Annotated in this window: 19 protein-coding genes; 12 read left to right on the top strand and 7 right to left on the bottom strand. The window is 37.2% G+C overall.

Annotated elements, in window-relative coordinates; all coding sequences use genetic code 11:
• Positions 1 to 16: 16 nt before the first annotated feature.
• Positions 17 to 1,396: a magnesium transporter gene (gene mgtE, locus BUA53_RS06415; protein WP_072834529.1), complete on the bottom strand. Its 1,380-nt coding sequence runs from the start codon at positions 1,394 to 1,396 to the stop codon at positions 17 to 19.
• Between the two features lie 54 nt (positions 1,397 to 1,450).
• On the opposite strand from mgtE, the gene BUA53_RS06410 reads away from it, so the two are divergent.
• A complete protein-coding gene (locus BUA53_RS06410; protein WP_245793028.1) occupies positions 1,451 to 1,870 on the top strand; it encodes an SET domain-containing protein in 420 nt (139 codons plus the stop codon).
• Positions 1,871 to 1,937: 67 nt separating this feature from the next.
• On the opposite strand, the gene mutS is transcribed toward BUA53_RS06410, so the two are convergent.
• Positions 1,938 to 4,535, bottom strand: a complete 2,598-nt coding sequence (mutS, locus tag BUA53_RS06405) for a DNA mismatch repair protein MutS (protein ID WP_072834528.1) — start codon at positions 4,533 to 4,535, stop codon at positions 1,938 to 1,940.
• 106 nt (positions 4,536 to 4,641) lie between these two features.
• Here mutS and BUA53_RS06400 point away from each other — a divergent pair, with 106 nt between their 5' ends.
• From BUA53_RS06400 to BUA53_RS06380, 5 genes are all read left to right on the top strand, one after another.
• Positions 4,642 to 5,187 carry an RNA methyltransferase gene (locus BUA53_RS06400; protein WP_317041262.1) on the top strand — a complete coding sequence of 182 codons (546 nt, stop codon included), beginning with the start codon at positions 4,642 to 4,644 and terminating at the stop codon, positions 5,185 to 5,187.
• Positions 5,188 to 5,269: 82 nt separating this feature from the next.
• Positions 5,270 to 6,178, top strand: a complete 909-nt coding sequence (locus tag BUA53_RS06395) for a UbiA-like polyprenyltransferase (protein WP_072834526.1) — start codon at positions 5,270 to 5,272, stop codon at positions 6,176 to 6,178.
• Between the two features lie 47 nt (positions 6,179 to 6,225).
• A complete protein-coding gene (gene ruvX, locus BUA53_RS06390) occupies positions 6,226 to 6,642 on the top strand; it encodes a Holliday junction resolvase RuvX (RefSeq protein ID WP_072834525.1) in 417 nt (138 codons plus the stop codon).
• Positions 6,643 to 6,724: 82 nt separating this feature from the next.
• The gene (gene def, locus BUA53_RS06385) at positions 6,725 to 7,309 is read left to right on the top strand and encodes a peptide deformylase (RefSeq protein ID WP_072834524.1); all 585 of its coding nucleotides are present in this window, start codon (positions 6,725 to 6,727) and stop codon (positions 7,307 to 7,309) included.
• Positions 7,310 to 7,380: 71 nt separating this feature from the next.
• Positions 7,381 to 8,322: a hypothetical protein gene (locus BUA53_RS06380; RefSeq protein ID WP_245793025.1), complete on the top strand. Its 942-nt coding sequence runs from the start codon at positions 7,381 to 7,383 to the stop codon at positions 8,320 to 8,322.
• 11 nt (positions 8,323 to 8,333) lie between these two features.
• Here the strand turns inward: BUA53_RS06380 and BUA53_RS06375 are convergent, their stop codons facing one another.
• Entirely contained in the window at positions 8,334 to 9,392 is a 1,059-nt protein-coding gene (locus tag BUA53_RS06375) for an RluA family pseudouridine synthase (RefSeq protein ID WP_072834523.1), read from the bottom strand.
• Between the two features lie 42 nt (positions 9,393 to 9,434).
• Between BUA53_RS06375 and lipB the strand changes: the two genes are divergently transcribed.
• Positions 9,435 to 10,148: a lipoyl(octanoyl) transferase LipB gene (gene lipB / locus BUA53_RS06370; RefSeq protein WP_072834522.1), complete on the top strand. Its 714-nt coding sequence runs from the start codon at positions 9,435 to 9,437 to the stop codon at positions 10,146 to 10,148.
• On the opposite strand, the gene BUA53_RS06365 is transcribed toward lipB, so the two are convergent.
• Positions 10,145 to 10,756 carry a hypothetical protein gene (locus BUA53_RS06365; protein ID WP_139256353.1) on the bottom strand — a complete coding sequence of 204 codons (612 nt, stop codon included), beginning with the start codon at positions 10,754 to 10,756 and terminating at the stop codon, positions 10,145 to 10,147. The two genes, lipB and BUA53_RS06365, sit on opposite strands and share 4 nt — an antisense overlap.
• Positions 10,757 to 10,896: 140 nt before the next feature.
• Positions 10,897 to 11,781 (bottom strand): 1-aminocyclopropane-1-carboxylate deaminase/D-cysteine desulfhydrase, encoded by an 885-nt coding sequence (locus tag BUA53_RS06360; RefSeq protein WP_072834520.1) that lies wholly within the window; start codon positions 11,779 to 11,781, stop codon positions 10,897 to 10,899.
• A gap of 52 nt (positions 11,782 to 11,833) precedes the next feature.
• Between BUA53_RS06360 and BUA53_RS06355 the strand changes: the two genes are divergently transcribed.
• Complete coding sequence (locus tag BUA53_RS06355) at positions 11,834 to 12,751, top strand: sugar phosphate nucleotidyltransferase (RefSeq protein ID WP_072834519.1); 918 nt, start codon at positions 11,834 to 11,836, stop codon at positions 12,749 to 12,751.
• Positions 12,752 to 12,821: 70 nt separating this feature from the next.
• Here BUA53_RS06355 and BUA53_RS06350 read toward each other — a convergent pair whose 3' ends face one another.
• Both BUA53_RS06350 and BUA53_RS06345 read right to left on the bottom strand, forming a co-directional pair.
• On the bottom strand, positions 12,822 to 13,949 hold the full coding sequence (locus BUA53_RS06350; RefSeq protein WP_245793024.1) for a S1C family serine protease: 1,128 nt from the start codon (positions 13,947 to 13,949) through the stop codon (positions 12,822 to 12,824).
• A complete protein-coding gene (locus BUA53_RS06345; RefSeq protein ID WP_072834518.1) occupies positions 13,946 to 14,512 on the bottom strand; it encodes an RNA polymerase sigma factor in 567 nt (188 codons plus the stop codon). The genes BUA53_RS06350 and BUA53_RS06345 overlap by 4 nt, the downstream gene beginning before the upstream one ends.
• A gap of 121 nt (positions 14,513 to 14,633) precedes the next feature.
• Between BUA53_RS06345 and BUA53_RS06340 the strand changes: the two genes are divergently transcribed.
• The 4 genes from BUA53_RS06340 (at position 14,634) to BUA53_RS06325 (ending at position 17,274) form a co-directional block, all read left to right on the top strand.
• A complete protein-coding gene (locus BUA53_RS06340; protein WP_072834517.1) occupies positions 14,634 to 14,861 on the top strand; it encodes a hypothetical protein in 228 nt (75 codons plus the stop codon).
• A 17-nt stretch (positions 14,862 to 14,878) separates the two neighbouring features.
• Positions 14,879 to 15,112 (top strand): hypothetical protein, encoded by a 234-nt coding sequence (locus BUA53_RS06335; protein WP_072834516.1) that lies wholly within the window; start codon positions 14,879 to 14,881, stop codon positions 15,110 to 15,112.
• A gap of 59 nt (positions 15,113 to 15,171) precedes the next feature.
• Positions 15,172 to 15,375 (top strand): hypothetical protein, encoded by a 204-nt coding sequence (locus BUA53_RS06330; RefSeq protein ID WP_072834515.1) that lies wholly within the window; start codon positions 15,172 to 15,174, stop codon positions 15,373 to 15,375.
• Between the two features lie 225 nt (positions 15,376 to 15,600).
• Positions 15,601 to 17,274 (top strand): DEAD/DEAH box helicase, encoded by a 1,674-nt coding sequence (locus BUA53_RS06325; protein ID WP_072834514.1) that lies wholly within the window; start codon positions 15,601 to 15,603, stop codon positions 17,272 to 17,274.
• The last annotated feature ends 37 nt before the right edge of the window (positions 17,275 to 17,311 follow it).

The raw sequence follows: 17,311 nt of genomic DNA, 5'->3' as shown, positions 1-17,311 counted from the left end.
ACTGTCTGATTGGCAATTATAATAATTTGCCACTTAATGTAAAAAAGGCAACTGAAAAGTAAATAATCAAACCTGTAACATCAACAAGGGTAGCAACAAAAGGTGCAGAACTCACCGCCGGGTCAGCCCCAAGCCGTTTTAATACCATTGGCAACATACTACCACAAAGGGTACCCCAAAGAACAACTCCGAGAAGAGCAAAACCTACTGTAATGCCTACAAGCATCCAATGAACTCCATATAAATTAGGGTTGATGCTGTTCCATACAAAGATCCTGAAAAAGCCTATTATTCCCAGTACAGATCCAAGCAATAGGCCTGAGAGGATCTCCCTTCGCATAACACGCCACCAGTCGCGAAGACTAATTTCCCCAACAGCCATTGCCTGGATAATTAGGGTAGAGGCCTGCGATCCACTATTGCCCCCACTAGAGATAATTAGAGGTATGAATAAAGCCAAAACTGTTGCGCGGGCAATTTCATCTTCAAAATAGGCCATTGCCGTAGCAGTAAGCATTTCTCCAAGAAAAAGTACCACCAGCCATCCAATACGTTTTTTAAAAAGTTGAAATAAAGGCATTTCAAGGTAAGGCTGATCAAGTGCAGCAGTACCACCGATCTTTTGAATATCTTCACTAAACTCCTCACTTGCTACCCAAAGTATATCATCAATGGTTACAATACCAAGTAATTTATTACTATTGCTTACCACCGGAAGGGCTACGCGGTTATTCATCTTAAAAGCCTCATTGGCTACCTCCTGGTCGTCATAAGCATTTAAAGCTACAACACGGTTATCCATTAAATCAATCACTTTTTTATCTGGCGTTGCTAAAATGAATTCACGAATTCTTATATCATCCAAAAGTTCACCCTTATTGTTGATAACATAGATTACATCAATGGTCTCACTATTTTTCCCCACTCTTCGAATGGTTTCCAATACCTGTTGAACAGTGTTATTCTCATAAACGTATACATAATCTGGCGTCATGAGCCTGCCTACGCTGTTTTCAGGATAGCCAAGGAGAGATAATGTTATTTTTCTTTCCTCATTGTCAAGTAATTTGATGAGTTCCCTGACCGCGCTGCTGGGCAGTTCTTCCAAAAAATCCGTTCTGTCATCTGGTGGCAGTTCATTAAGAAGCTCTGCCGTTTTAGTTGGAGGTAGTGTTTGAATGATCGTTTGCTGTGTTGGGAATTCAAGTATCTTAAATACCCCGGCAGCCCTATGCACAGACATGGCGGTAATGATCTGACTTTCATAATCAGGCATTTCATAAACAAGATCCGCGACATCACTGATATTCTGGCTGTCAAGCAAGTCACGAATCTGCAATGGATCACCAGAATGGATCACCTGTTCCAATTGTTCCTTCAAAAGTTCCACTGACATATTTTCAAAATTAGGGATGGATTATATCTCAATATGATTTAGTGAAATTAATTTGTGCAAAATTCAAAACGAGTGGGTAATAATTTCATTTCCGAGGATATATATGTAGATAAATCGAAGGATATGGGCAGGGGAGTTTTTACCCGGTGTTTTTTAAAACCCAATACGATCATTGAAATTTCTCCTGTGATTGTTATGAGTGCTAAGGATAGGGAGTTAATTGATCAAACCTTGCTTCATGATTATATTTTTGAATGGGGTGAAAAAAGACAGGAATGCTGCATGGCCCTGGGGTATATTCCCTTATATAATCATTCCTATAAGTCAAATTGTGAATATGAAATGAATTTTAAAAAACAAACCATAACGGTCAAAACAGTGAAAGCAGTAGAACCAGGAGAGGAACTATTCATTAATTACAACGGAGACTGGAATAATGAATTAAGGGTATGGTTTGACAAGCCACAACCTTAAGTAACTATTCAACGTTGCAGGAATGAACAAGTTCTATTTTTATATGGGTAATAGATATTGTAGGCAGTTACTTCAATAGGTTTTTGATTTCGCTAAGTTTTAATAAGGCTTCTACTGGCGTAAGCCTGTTGATATCAATATTCCCCAGCATCTTACGTATATCTTCAAATGTTTGGGTATGGGCATCAAAAATGCTCAATTGTACCCTGGGGGCTGATAATGATTTGACGTTTTCTACTCTTTCATCTGCATGCATGGCTTCCAATTGTGCCAAAACTTCCTTTGCTCTTTCTATAAGATCAGGTGGCATGCCTGCCATCCTGGCCACATGGATTCCAAAGCTATGTGTACTTCCACCAGGTGCTAATTTGCGAAGGAAAATTACCTTGTTGCCGATTTCTTTATTGGTAACATGGTAATTCTTAACTCTGGGAAGTTTATTTTCCAATTCATTCAACTCATGATAATGAGTAGCAAAAAATGTCTTGGGTTGTGTGGGTGCATTATGCAGGTATTCTGCAATACTCCAGGCTATTGAAATGCCATCATAGGTGGAGGTTCCTCTGCCTATTTCATCAAGCAGGATCAGGCAACTGCTACTGATATTATTGATTATTGAAGCGGTTTCATTCATTTCAACCATAAATGTCGATTCGCCGGCACTGAGATTATCTGAAGCACCAACCCTTGTAAATATTTTATCGGTAAGTGAAATGAAAGCTTCATCAGCAGGCACAAAACTTCCCATATGTGCCATCAGCGTGATCAGGCCAGTTTGCCTAAGCAGGGCTGACTTACCACTCATGTTGGGACCAGTGAGAATAATGATCTGGTGATCTGATTTATTAAATCCTACGTCATTTCCAATATAAGATTCTGAAGGAGGTAGTGTTCTTTCGATGACAGGATGGCGGCCATTTTTTATATGTAGCTCGTCGCCTGTATGTAGTTGAGGTTTTTTATAATTGAATTGCAAGGAATTGTGCGCAAAACAAGTTAGGCAATCTAATGTGGCGATCATCTGGGCATTGATCTGAATGCAGGAGAGAAAATCAAACAATTCATTGATCAGGCTATCAAATAATTGTAGTTCCAACTGGAGCATCTTGTCTTCTGCACCTGTGATCTTTTCTTCATATTCTTTTAGCTCCGGAGTTATATATCTTTCGGCATTAGCAAGGGTTTGCTTGCGCATCCATTCAACAGGAACCTTGCTTTTATGTGAATTGGTCACCTCCAGATAATAACCAAATACATTATTATAACTGATTTTAAGAGATGAGATACCTGTGCGCTCAGCTTCTTTTTGTTGCAATTGAAGTAAGTATTCCTTTCCATGATGTGCAATACTTCTCAGGTCATCCAATTCCTCGCTAACTTGCTTATTGATAAAGCCACCTTTATTAGCCAGGGCAGGTGGATTATCGATGATCTCTTTGACAATTTTATCGGCAATAAAATGGCAGGGGTTCAATGTATCAGCAAGACGCTGCAGGTATTCATTTGGAGTATTACTGGCCAATTCTTTTACAACATCAATCTGACGCAGCGCCCTTGCTAATTGTAATAATTCCCTTGGGTTTATTTTTTTTAATGGAATTTTAGAAACCAATCTTTCCATATCACCGCACTGGCGCATGGCATGCAGGAATTTATTTCGTAAGTCTGTATGCAGAATAAGGTATTCCACTACATCAAGCCGTTCATTGATCTTATGTATATCCTTTAAAGGAAATACCACCCATCGTTTCAATAATCGTGCACCCATTGGGGTACAGGTATTGTCAATTACTTTAAGGAGGGTATTTCCATTCTCCACATTACTATACAACAATTCCAGGTTTCGAATGGTAAATTTATCCATCCACAGATAATCATTCTGCTCCAGTCGCTGAATGGAGGTTATATGTTGAAGATTAGGGTGTTCTGTTTCTTTTAAATAATGCAGGATGGCACCTGCTGCAACCAAACCAAAATTTAAACCTTCCACCCCGAAACCTTTTAGTGAATGTGTTCCAAAATGTTTTAAAAGACTTTCTTCTGCATAGGTTTGTTGAAAAATCCATTCATCAAGGGTATATGTATAATAACGGGAACCAAATTCTTCCTTAAATTTCTTTTGGTGGTGGCGTTGAAAGATTACCTCAGCAGGTTTAAAGCCACTTAGAAGTTTATCAGCATATTCCTTATCACCTTCTGCTATAAAAAATTCTCCCGTGGAAATATCAAGAAAGGCCATTCCGTATTTTTCATCACTTGCATGAAGCGCTGCCAGGAAATTATTGGAGCTTAAATCTAAAAGCTTATCATTTGTAGCTGTGCCAGGTGTAACCATTTCAGTAACTCCCCGCTTAACAATTCCTTTTACAGTTTTTGGGTCTTCCAACTGATCACATATAGCTACCCGGTAACCGGCTTTTACCAATTTATGGAGGTAGGTATCCAGGGCATGGTGGGGGAATCCGGCCAATTCATTTTCTGAAGCCGAACCATTGTTTCTTTTGGTAAGGGTTATTCCCAAAACCTGGGAAGCAATGATAGCATCTCCACCGAAAGTTTCATAAAAATCTCCAACACGAAATAATAGGATAGCATCAGGATATTTTGCCTTTATAGCTTTATGCTGCTGCATCAAAGGTGTTTCGCTAGTTTGTGCCTTGCTCATGTGATTGGGGCAAAAATAAGCGGCACCAAAGGAAATCTCCCTTTATAAACCCATTTTTTATCCACTTAAGAGTTGGCTGGTTACTTTTGCGGCAAAACAAGAAAATTTGGTAAGAAAACTATCGATGGATGAATTGAACCGCAAATCAGTGGAAGAATTCAGGGAATCCAGTAAAATGCCGATAATAGCCATTCTGGAAAATGTCAGAAGTGCGTATAATGTTGGAAGTATTTTTCGTACCGCGGATGCCTTTTTACTGGAAGCTATTTATATCTGCGGCTATACCGCTCATCCACCTCATAAGGAGATCAAAAAGACAGCCCTGGGTGCTGATGAAACAGTATCCTGGAAACATTTTAAATATATAAATGATGCCTTATTGGAATTGAAGAATGAGGGGTATACTATTTACGCTGTGGAACAAGCAGTGAATAGCTTAAAATTGAATGCAATTGAACAATTCGATGGTAAGATTGCAGTTGTCTTTGGCAATGAAGTTTCAGGAGTAGAGCAATCTACTATAGAACGCTGCGACGGTTGCCTGGAAATTCCTCAATTCGGAATGAAGCATTCTTTAAATGTTTCAGTTGCTGCCGGTGTGGTACTTTGGGAACTTGTCCGTAATAAGTTACAAACAGGAAATTTGCGATAAGACAATGATTTTACTCATATCGAGCAACCAATCAAATCAGCTGTTTACCTGTAAAAATTGAAAGTACCTTTGCGCCTTCATTATGTATAAAGTAAAAAATTATCTTTCTTTAATAAAATTCGCGCATACAATTTTCGCCATGCCTTTCGCCCTCATCGGTTTTTTTTTAGGGTTAGCCGAATTTACCTCTATAGTCCCAGGTTGGCATACCAGGATCTTTCCATTATTTATTGAATGGAATATAGTTTTGGTAAAATTAGTGCTGGTAATCCTCTGTATGGTATTTGCCAGAAGTGCGGCGATGGCTTTTAACCGTTTCCTGGACCATAAATGGGATGCATTAAACCCACGAACTGCCATACGGGAGATTCCTAAAGGTATTATCAAGCCTAAAAATGCACTGGCATTTACTATTATCAATTGCATTTTATTTATTGCGACAACCTTTTTTATAAACCGGGTTTGTTTTTTCCTGGCACCGGTTGCCCTGGCAGTGGTGTTGGGATATAGTTATACTAAGCGCTATACAGCCTTATGTCATATTATCCTTGGTTTGGGTTTGTCTTTAGCCCCAATAGGCGCCTATTTAGCCGTTACCGGCTCTTTTCATTGGTTGCCAGTTCTATTTTCATTTGCAGTGTTATTCTGGGTAAGTGGCTTTGATATCATATACGCTTTACAGGATGTAGAATTTGATCAATCACAAAATCTTTATTCAATTCCAGCCCTGGTAGGAAAAGAAAAGGCATTACGAATCTCAGAAGTATTGCATTTTTTGAGCCTGGCAACTGTCGTTCTTGCCGGTAAATTAGGAGTGTTTGGTTGGTTGTACTGGTTGGGTGTCCTGGTATTTGGCATTTGCCTGGTTTATCAACATTCCATAGTGAAACCAAATGACTTGAGAAGGGTGAATTTAGCTTTTATGACAATGAATGGTATAGCAAGCGTAGTTTTTGCGGTATTTGTAATAAGTGACCTGTTTATTAAATAAGGCCAAATTTCAATTTCTATTTCAATAAGACATTATAATGTACTACAATGGGCAGAATAGTTTCAATTGATTATGGTGGTAAAAGAAGCGGATTGGCAGTTTCCGATCCGCTTAAAATTATAGCTACCGGCCTGGCCACGGTTGAAACACCAAAACTGATTGGATTTTTAAAAGGGTATTTTTTAAAAGAACAAGTTGAATTGGTCATCATTGGAATGCCTGTGAATTTGGATGACTCTGCCACTCACGCAACAGCACTTGTCCAAAAGTTCATCACAGCATTCAAAAAATTCTTTCCTGGTGTACCTATCAAAGAAGTTGATGAAAGATATTCTTCAAAAATGGCATCTCAAGCTATGATAGACATGGGGCTAAAGAAAAAGCAACGGCAGGAAAAGGGGAGGATTGATGAAATAGCTGCAACTATACTATTACAGGAATACATGCAATCCAGCCAACTTTAGGATTTAATAAGATTTTCGACCATAATAGCTTTGCAACATTGCTTTATTTTTGCGGGGCTGGAATTCCAAATTATATTTAATAATGATTCTTCCTATTGTAGCATATGGTAATCCTATTTTAAGAAAAGTAGGTCATGATATTGATGAGAATTATCCTAATCTTGACAAACTTATTGAGGATATGTGGGAAACCATGTATGCCAGTAATGGGGTAGGACTAGCTGCTCCACAGGTGGGAAGGGATATAAGGTTGTTTGTCATGGATAGTGCCCAGATATTCTCTAACATGGATGAAAAAGATAAGGAAGAAGAAAATTACCCTGATGCTCCTGGTATTAAGCAGGTATTTATCAATGCTCATATTATTGAAGAGCACGGTGACGACTGGGCTTATAATGAAGGTTGTTTAAGCATTCCAAAGATCAGGGAAGACATATACAGGGCAGAGGAAGTAACACTTGAATATTTGGATCAAAATTTTAAAAAGCATACCCGTACTTTTAATGGCGTAACAGCCCGCATCATTCTTCATGAGTACGACCATATTGATGGGAAGCTATTTATAGATTACCTATCTCCATTAAAAAGGAAGCTTTTGAAAAGAAAGCTTGATGATATTTCAAAGGGCAATATAAAGGTTGACTATAAAATGTCATTCTCAAAATAGGCCAACTATAATATTTCCAAAGAATATAGTGTACAAATTGGCTCACTGGTCAGCCGATTAAAATCGATATTATGGAAATTATTGCTAAGCTTATTGTATGTAGTATAGCCATTGGTTGCGGATGTTTTACCAGTAGTTGTTATGGGCAAACTGATACATCAGATGCCCAAATCTTGAGCAAGATTACTGTAATGAGCGAGGTAGTGATTCGTAATGATCTGGATGTGGTGAACTTTCTCCAAAGGGTAAAAAATGATTCAAGCTTTTATAAGGCATTTAAAAACCTTCATCTTGTCGGCTACACATCTATCAATGACATTAAGATGCTGGATAAAACAGGAAATATTAATGCTTCCCTGTATAGTAAAACAAAACAGCATCGTTTGAATAATTGCCGGGAAATGGAAGTTTTGCAGCAGCAAACTAAGGGAGATATAATGGATTATTATACGGCTGAATTATATTCAAGTCTTTTTTTTACCAAAGGGAGGGTCTGTAATGAGACTAATATTGTAAATGGCATTGAAAGGAGAGTAAAAGAAAAATCCGGGATAGAAAAACATAAAGAGCAATTAAAGATGTTGTTTTTTGATCCCGGAAAGAAAATTCCGGGGATACCCTTCATGGGAGATAAAGTGGACATTTTTGATCCTGGCATGTCCCGTTATTATAATTACTTAATAGACATGGGGGAGATGAGTGGCCAGAATTGTTATGTATTCAGCATAAGGGCAAAGGATGAACTAAGTGCCCCGGACAGGGATAAAATTGTTTTTGATGGCATCACTACCTGGTTCAATGCCAAAACCATGGAGATCGTAGCCCGTAATTATGATCTTAGCTATAATACACCTCTATATGATTTCAATGTACACATGGAGGTCCAAATGACAAAATTTGACGAATGGCTGGTTCCCCAGGTCCTTAGGTACAATGGCAACTGGAAGGTGCTTTTTAAAAAAAGAGAAAGGGGGACTTTTACTGCCACCTTGTTTGATTTTGAAAAAGGATAATCTTTCCTTTGTTAATCCCTTATTGTTCTAACATAATTTCTCCATTTTTCTATTACCTGGCTGATATCCTTAGGCAACTCTGTTTCAAAAAAGACCTCATTGCCAGTAACTGGATGGATAAATCCAAGTGTCTTGGCATGCAATGCCTGTCTTTGACAAATCATAAAACAATTATCAACGAATTGTTTATACTTACTGAATATTGTGCCTTTTACGATCTTATCACCTCCATAGAAATCATCGTTGAACAAGGGATGACCAATATGTTTCATGTGAACACGTATCTGGTGTGTTCTTCCTGTTTCCAAAATACATTGTAGCAGGGTGACATAATTAAATCTTTCCAATACTGAATAATGGGTGATGGCTTCTTTTCCATGGTCACCTTCAGGGTAAGCCTCAAACAATTTTCTGTGTCTTAAGTTACGGCCTACATGAGCCACTATAGTTCCTGAATCATTTTCCACATCTCCCCAAACAAGCGCGATGTATTTTCTTTTCACCGTGTGGTCATAAAATTGCTTTGCCAGGTGTCGCATGGCTTTCTCATTTTTGGCCAACACCAATAGCCCACTTGTGTTTTTATCTATTCTGTGTACCAGTCCAAAACGTGGCAATACATCTTCAGAAATATCCGGGATTTTTTGTTGGAGATACCAGGCAATTCCGTTTAAAAGAGTGCCATTATAATTTCCACTTCCCGGGTGCACAACCATGCCTGCGGGTTTGTTAATAATAATTATGTCATCATCTTCAAAAACTATATTTAATGGAATATTTTCCGGAACAACTTCAGTTGATTCAGGTGAAAGATCTGAATAGATAACTATTTGATCATAAGGCTTTACCTTATAGTTCTGTTTAACTTCCTTATTATTTACCAGAACCAGGCCTGAATTGATTGCACGCTGAAGTTTATTGCGGGTAGCACCTTCCAGCCGGTTCATAAGAAATTTATCTATACGGTAAGGCTCCTGACCTTTGTCAATTGTAAATGTGAACCTTTCATACAGTTCATCATTGCTTTCCGGTTGGTCATCGTTTACGGGACCAATTGCCTCTATGCTCATATGTTGCAAAAATAAAGGGTGTAAAGTTGGTAATTTTGAGTTATGGATACTAAAATGGTGGAATTCAAAGACCTGGGGAAAATGAAATATAAAGATGCCTGGGATTACCAGGAAAATTTATTGAAGGGAAACCTGGAGGTCAAAGCCAAATTGAATAGTGATGCAAGCGAGTCCTTTAACAGTATATCCACAACAAACTATTTATTATTGGTTGAACATCCACCTGTATATACTTTGGGTAAAAGTGGCAAAATTGATCATGTCCTGATAAGTGAAGAAGAACGCAATGCCCGTAACATACAGTTTTTTCACACCAACAGGGGGGGAGATATAACTTTTCATGGCCCTGAACAAATAGTTGGATACCCTATACTGGATCTTGAAAAATTTTATACTGATATTGGAAGGTATCTGCGTGAGCTAGAAGAAGTAATTATTCTGACACTTAAGGATTTTGATATTAGAGGAGAAAGATCTAAAGGTGAAACCGGTGTTTGGATAGATAGTACAGTAAAAGGCAAAGAACGTAAAATCTGTGCAATGGGGGTAAGGTGCAGCAGGTGGATAACCATGCATGGTTTTGCTTTAAATGTTAATACCGACCTGACATATTTCGATCATATCATTCCCTGTGGCATCCCTGATAAAAAGGTGACATCTATAAAAGAAGAATTAGGCCATGAAGTTGAAATATCAACTGTAAAAGAAAAAATTGTAAAGAACTTCGAAAGTGTATTTAATGTAAAAATGGTTTAGAATTCCTTAGACAAATATATTTTATTTTTCTCGATAAGCTTTTCGTCACTGTATAATTCAAATTTAAACCATCCGGAATGAATGAAATTTGTCTTATCCAATGTCAATGCAGGTTCCTTAATACTTTTGATTTCAAAAAGAAGCTCATCATTTTCCTCATAGAATTTAATATGATATTTTTTCTTGTCAGCATCAGGTAGATTTATAAAAACATAGCCATCTTTATTAGTATAGACATAAAATGAAGGAAGGAAATCAGGTTTTTTAGGAAAAGGTTTGTTTGCTATTACATCTTTATTCTTAGGTGGTTCAACAGGGTGGGTAACAGCTACCGATGTATCTATTAAAGGTTTTTGAGGAGGTGTAACGAAAAATTCTCCCTTATCAAGATTGATAAATAACCTGTAAAACATATGATCATTTGAAGCCTTTGTATCAGCAAAACCATTTTGAATGGCTGAGGGATCAGTTACACTTAAAATAGTTTTATAATTTTTTAAACTATCAAAAGAGCGCTGAATTGAAATTTGTTTTGTCACAGGATAATTATTCACCCAACCTATAATAATCCGGTTATTACCAGCATTTTTAACCGTAAAACGTGGCAAAGTATCCTGGGCAAAAACCCTGGAAAGGTTTGTTGTGAAAATCATCAATACAAGAGAGAGGAAAATAATACGCTTCATAATTAGGCTTTAGCTTTCATCCTGGCAAACCATGCAAATATAATTGCACCTTGCTTTTTCGATTAAAATATTAACGTTCCCTTCGGGAGGGATAGGTTTCCCTGGAGCCCACCGCTGTGAATAACAAGGACCTTACTGTTTTTTTGAAAGAAACCTTTTGTTAATAGATCATTGACAGCATAAAATAGTTTTCCTGTATAAACAAAATCTGTTGGTATTTCAGTTTGTTCGTAGAAATTATTCATGAATTGGATCAATTCTGGTGATTTTTTGGCATAACCACCAAAATGATAATCATAGATCAATTCAAAGTTTTGCTTTTCATGTGGTAATAATGCTTTAATATTTTGTTCTAATGAATAATCTTTCAATATAGGGATACCAATTACCTGTTGACCGGGTAAAGCTGCGGCTATCAATCCACTTAGCATAGTACCAGTACCAACGGCCGCCAGGATATGGGTATATACATTCCTATCTACCTGTTGTAATATTTCCATAGCCCCTAGCATTCCATTTATTCCATAACCTCCTTCAATGATAAAGTAAATGTCCTCTGGATCCAAAGCCGTTTTAGGAATACATTTTTCTTTAAAATCTCTTCTATCAATGAAATGAAGTTCCATATTATAAGAGAGGGCATGTTGAAGTGTGTGAGTAAGAAATTTTGGCTTTTCACCCCTGATGATTCCAATGCTCTTAATATTGTAGTAGTGACTTGTTGCAGCTGTTGCTACAATATGATTTGAATAAGGGCCGCCATAGGTCAGAATGGCTTTTTTATTTTTATCCAGTGCATCCTGAAGATATTTTTTTAATTTAAACCATTTATTACCCGAAACAACAGGATGGATCTCATCCAATCTTAACACATCAAGCGTGGTATGAATTTTATAGTTAATAGAAATTGGGACGACTTTGCTTTTTTGAAATGGAATCAAACTCATTATCTGTCAAAATTCTAATTTATTTAATTTCGGGCCCGATTAAAAATCATATATGAAACCAACATTAGTTATAATGGCCGCCGGGATGGCATCTAGATATGGAAGTATGAAACAGATCCAACAATTTGGCCCTAGCGGAGAAACCATAATGGATTACTCAATCTTTGATGCAATTAAGGCAGGATTCCAGAAAGTAGTATTTATAATAAGAGAAGATTTTGCGGAGGACTTTAAGGAAATATTTGAACCCAAACTAAATGGCCGTATTGAGACAGAATATGTATTCCAGGAAATGGATAAATACCTCGAAGGTTATGAAATTCCAGAAAACAGAACAAAACCATGGGGGACTTCCCACGCAATAATGTGTGCTAAAGAAGCCGTAGATGGGCCTTTTGCAGTTATTAATGCAGATGATTTTTATGGTAGCGATGCTTTTCTCAAAGCTTGCCGGTTTTTAACAACAGAGTGTAAAGACGATGTTTATGCTATCATTGGATATGAATTAGCCAAGACACTTTCTGAAAATGGTTCGGTAAGCAGGGGTGTTTGTGAGGTAGATAAAAAGAACAACCTGGTTGCCATAAATGAACGATTGAAAATATATAGGGAAAATGGTGTTATTATTTACGAAGATCCAAATGGAGATAAACATAGCCTCCCTGAAGATTCAATGGCATCAATGAATTTTTGGTGTTTCCATCCTTCTATATTTTCTTTTCTCCAGGCTGGATTTAAAACGTTTCTGGATGAGAATATTGAAAATCCCAAAGCAGAGTACCTAATACCATTTTCTGCAGATCAGTTTATAAAAAAAGACCTTGGAGTTATAAAAGTAATTCCTACTTCCTCACAATGGTTTGGGGTAACTTACAAGGAGGATGCACCGGTAGTTCAAAAAAGCTTGAGTGAATTGGTTGAGAACGGTTCTTATCCGGCAAACCTTTGGAGTGTTTCATCCAATGTATAGGCAAATTATTAAAGAAACTAAAAGGTCCTTGTGAAAACAAGGACCTTTTAGTTTCTATTTATATTAGTTCTTAATCCACTTTAACCATAAAAACAAAATTAGAGATTTTCTTTACCTGCTGCATTCTGTCGCTTCCTTTAAGAACTGTTGAGGAAGGGGTTTTTACATTTTTAAAAGCAGTGTCCTTTTGTAATTCATTAAGTGCATTCAAAATATATTTTGAATGAATTGCAAACACAGCGCCCTCAGCAGTATTCTGTTTGGCACTCAGGATTCCAATGATTTCACCGTTTTTATTAAGAATAGGGCTTCCACTATTACCCCTATTAGCAGGTACTGTAATCTGGCAGCTCAATGTGTCGCCATTATACCCTGTTTTAGCAGAAAGATAGCCTTCGCCATAAACAATATCATTTCTTGGATAACCAAGGGTATAAATAGGTTCAGCAATGTCTCCCCCATACCCTTTAATGGAATAGGGTATAGATCCTGGTGATTTATAACGTTTATCAGTGATTTTCAAAATAGCAATATCTCTTTGTGCATCGCTATAAATAACTTCAGCATTTAAGTCAACACCATTATTATCCTGTACAGCGATATGCCTGGCATCTTCAATAACGTGTTGATTAGTGACAATGTAACCCTTGGAATCCAGCAGGAAGCCTGTACCACCACTTTTATAGTTTATTGCAGGCGTTTGGATAACTTCCTGGGCCTGGTCTTTTACATTATCAATCTTTTGATTTAGTTCATGGTTCTTATTTTCAAGCTTAGAAATGCTTTGTTTCAATTCTCTTCTCAATGCCTGGACTTCCTGTGTAGGTTTGCCAGGTGAGAATGACCAAACCAAAGCGCTCATTGTTAAAGCGGTTATTCCGGCAATAGAAGCTGCAATGGCTGCTACCCGCTTATAACGATTATATAAATAAATAACCTTAGCCTTTCCTTTGAGTCGTGGTGAGTTAATCAATCCCTTTTCTGCTAAATGAATATGATTTTCATTTAAAAGATTCTTGAAATTCTTTACTTCATCAAAACGATTCATTTGCTGAAGAAAGAAAGTGTGTTCTACTACCGTTTGATCAATTTCAGGATTGCTTTTACGGAGCCCTTCAAAAAACACCCGTTCATCAGGCGTCATTTCCCCGGTGATGTAACGCTCAACAGCCTCCAGAATTTTAATGTCTTCTATCACAGTGACTCATTTTTATATTGAGAAAAGAAAAGTCTTTTCAAGCGGACCAGGCATTTATACTTTTGGTTTTTAGCATTTTCTGCGTTTGTATATCCAAACCCAGCTGCTATATCCTGCATATTTCTTTTTTGAATGTAGAAAGCTTCTAATAAACTTTTACAAGGTTCTCCAAGATTATTCATCGCCTTTTCCATCATTCCATATTCATTGTTCCTTTTTTCATGATCCTCCATCTCATCATCTACCGAAATCATGTCTGCATGGCCCTCTACTAAATTAAAACGGTTCTGATGCATTAGCTTCTTTAACCAAATCCGGCGACTTACAGAATAAATGAATGTTTTTATTTGGCAATTCAGCTCAAAAGAGCCTGATTGAACCTTTTCATATAATACAATCATAGCCTCCTGGAAAACATCTTTTGCATCATCTGCCGTCCCGTTGTTATTGATAATCAATGCCTGAACAATATTGTAATTATCCTTATATATTGATTCGACAGCTTTTTTATCATTCTTAGATAAACCCTGGAGCAATGCCTTCTCGTTATTATCTGCTTTCAATTATCCTTATTTAATACCAAAATCTAAAAATAGTAACCCGGGCAGGTGTTAAAAAAAATATTTTGAATCCGGAGGTTACCTTTTTCAATTAATGGTATTAATCTCATTATTAAGCTAGGGAATGAAAAAAGCTGGTTTTGTGATAATTGTATTGTGGTGCCTTGTTTCTGCCTGTGGGGATAACAGTAGTTCTACCCGAATAAAGATAGATTCGATAGGTAAAAAGTTTGATACTTCGGCAGAAAGACTTTGGGATTCCACAAAAGAAAAGGCAAAAGAAATAAAAGAAAAGATCGATAATAAATTGGATCAAAAAGATTCTGCTTCACAAAAGGCAGATAATAAATAACCTTAAAAAATAACAGAATGAAAAAGATTTTCATGGTTTTAGCAGTAGCTGGTGCATTAACAGCATGTAATAACAATGCAGATAACGCAAAAGACAAAATGGACTCAACAGCTTCTGAACAAAAAGAAATGATTGATTCTTCAGCAAATGCAACAAAAGATAAAATAGATTCTTCTGCAGAAGTTAGAAAAGATAAGATCGATTCATCTGTTGATGCAAAAAAAGATAAGATCGATTCAACTAAGAAATAATCCTGGATTGGATTTTTCGTGAATAAGTAGTTTTATTTAAACAATCATAAATCATATCAATGAAAAAAGTACTTGGAATTATTGTAATTGCTGGTTCATTAGTTGCTTGTAAAAGCAATAGCGAAAGCACTACAACTACAGACTCAACAACAACGACAACAACAGTACCTGCAACTACTGATACAACAGTTACAAGTGTAGATACTACAACTACAATGAAAGTTGATACTACTCATGCTGCTACAGATACAATGAAGCACTAAGAGTAACAAAGCTTTTGCCAGTACTGATGTAGTTACAACTTATTCATATGGCAAGCAATCGTTAAAAGCCATTCTCATTTGAGGATGGTTTTTTTATTTTTAATTATAATTCAGTATTAGAGAATTTAGCCGGATTCAGTAATGAATTGTGAATAGTTTGCCTTAAAAAGCACATTTCCTTAATTATCTGTGGCATGAGTGATTTACCTTTGCCCAAATTTTTATATGAGTACGTTTGAAGAGTTAGGCCTGCAGGAAAATTTATTAAAGTCTGTAGGTGAACTAGGTTTTACCCAACCCACACCCATCCAGGAAAAAGCTATCCCTGTGTTGTTATCAGGCACCAAAGACCTGATAGGTTTAGCACAAACCGGAACTGGTAAAACGGCTGCCTTTGGTTTGCCATTATTGCAATTAATTGAATCTAAAGAAAAATATCCACAGGCATTAATTATATGTCCTACACGTGAACTGTGCATGCAGATCGTGAATGAGATTGAATTGTTTAAAAAGCACATGCCAGGGATTCATGTGGTTGCAGTCTATGGCGGCTCTTCCATTTCCATGCAAATAAGAGATATCCGTAGGGGAGTTCATATTATAGTGGCCACCCCCGGGCGTTTAATAGACCTTATTGAAAGAAAAGCTATTAATCTTGAACAAATAAAATATGTGGTTCTGGATGAAGCAGATGAAATGCTGAATATGGGATTCCAGGAAGACATCGAATTTATATTACAAAATACCCCTCAACGTGACAGCACCTGGCTTTTTAGTGCTACCATGCCCCCCGAGATTAGGAAGGTGAGTAAAAAGTATATGCAGACCCCTGTAGAGATTACGGTGGGTAAAATGAATACTGCCAATAAAAATGTTGACCATCAATATTTTGTAACCTCGGCTTCCCATAGGTATGAAGCATTAAAAAGACTCATAGATTTTAACCCTGGGATGTATGCGATTGTTTTTACCCGTACAAAAGCTGATGCACAGGAAATAGCTGAAAAACTTACACGCGAGGGATATGATATTGATGCTTTACATGGTGACCTGACTCAGGCACAACGAAATAAGGTAATGGATGAGTTTAGGGAAAAAACCTTACAACTATTAATAGCCACGGATGTAGCTGCAAGGGGCATTGATGTCCAGGGCATTACCCATGTTATAAATTTTGAACTACCAGACGATGTTGAAGTGTACACACATAGAAGCGGCAGAACTGGTAGGGCAGGAAAGACGGGTGTTTGCATGTCTATTGTTCATACCCGGGAAACAGGTAGGATCCGGCAGATCGAAAGAATGGTTCAGGTGCCTTTCCATAAACTGGAAATACCTTCAGGAAAGGATGTGTGCAGAAAGCAATTCTTTTATTTTATGGATAAGCTTTTACAAACCGACATCAGCCATGGAGATTATGAAACCTATCTTCCTATGCTCCAGGAAAAGTTTGCTGATGTAAGCAAGGATGAAGTGCTAAAAAGAGTAGCAGCACTGGAATTTGACAGGTTTTTAAAATATTACGAAAATTCCGAGGATCTTAATACCAGGGAAAGAAGAGATGACAGGTCAAGAACTGCACCTGAGGGCAGAGGGGAGAGATTGGGAGATAAGCGACGCGATACGAGAGGAAGGGAATTTAGTGGAGGAGGAAACTCAACCAGGCTCTTTATTAACCTTGGTACAAAGGATGGATTTTATAAAGCAAGCTTCCTGCAATTTATTCTGGATATGAGTGATCTTTCTAAAGATGTTTTGGGCAGAATAGATATGAAGGAAATGAATAGCTGGATCGAAATTGATAAACAGGTAGCTAATAAAATGATCGAATCAATCGATGGAAAGAAATATAAAGGCAGAAGATTACGCATGAATGAAGCTGATTCTGTCCGCAGATAAAAAATTTGTTCATTTTGAAATGATTTCTATATTTGTC

This window comes from Flavisolibacter ginsengisoli DSM 18119 (genome assembly GCF_900129295.1).
In the GTDB taxonomy this organism is placed as follows: domain Bacteria; phylum Bacteroidota; class Bacteroidia; order Chitinophagales; family Chitinophagaceae; genus Flavisolibacter; species Flavisolibacter ginsengisoli.
The sequence above is the reverse complement of the archived record's forward strand: the minus strand, read 5'-3'. Positions and strand labels throughout refer to the sequence as shown.

Coding starts and splice junctions, on each gene's coding strand:
- BUA53_RS06335 (WP_072834516.1), top strand. CDS start 14,879: ATGAAAAAGATTTTCATGGTTTTAGCAGTAGCTGGTGCATTAACAGCA.
- BUA53_RS06340 (WP_072834517.1), top strand. CDS start 14,634: ATGAAAAAAGCTGGTTTTGTGATAATTGTATTGTGGTGCCTTGTTTCT.
- BUA53_RS06330 (WP_072834515.1), top strand. CDS start 15,172: ATGAAAAAAGTACTTGGAATTATTGTAATTGCTGGTTCATTAGTTGCT.
- BUA53_RS06395 (WP_072834526.1), top strand. CDS start 5,270: ATGTATAAAGTAAAAAATTATCTTTCTTTAATAAAATTCGCGCATACA.
- BUA53_RS06360 (WP_072834520.1), bottom strand. CDS start 11,781: ATGAGTTTGATTCCATTTCAAAAAAGCAAAGTCGTCCCAATTTCTATT.
- BUA53_RS06375 (WP_072834523.1), bottom strand. CDS start 9,392: ATGAGCATAGAGGCAATTGGTCCCGTAAACGATGACCAACCGGAAAGC.
- BUA53_RS06325 (WP_072834514.1), top strand. CDS start 15,601: ATGAGTACGTTTGAAGAGTTAGGCCTGCAGGAAAATTTATTAAAGTCT.
- def (WP_072834524.1), top strand. CDS start 6,725: ATGATTCTTCCTATTGTAGCATATGGTAATCCTATTTTAAGAAAAGTA.
- mutS (WP_072834528.1), bottom strand. CDS start 4,535: ATGAGCAAGGCACAAACTAGCGAAACACCTTTGATGCAGCAGCATAAA.
- lipB (WP_072834522.1), top strand. CDS start 9,435: ATGGATACTAAAATGGTGGAATTCAAAGACCTGGGGAAAATGAAATAT.
- BUA53_RS06380 (WP_245793025.1), top strand. CDS start 7,381: ATGGAAATTATTGCTAAGCTTATTGTATGTAGTATAGCCATTGGTTGC.
- mgtE (WP_072834529.1), bottom strand. CDS start 1,396: ATGTCAGTGGAACTTTTGAAGGAACAATTGGAACAGGTGATCCATTCT.
- ruvX (WP_072834525.1), top strand. CDS start 6,226: ATGGGCAGAATAGTTTCAATTGATTATGGTGGTAAAAGAAGCGGATTG.
- BUA53_RS06355 (WP_072834519.1), top strand. CDS start 11,834: ATGAAACCAACATTAGTTATAATGGCCGCCGGGATGGCATCTAGATAT.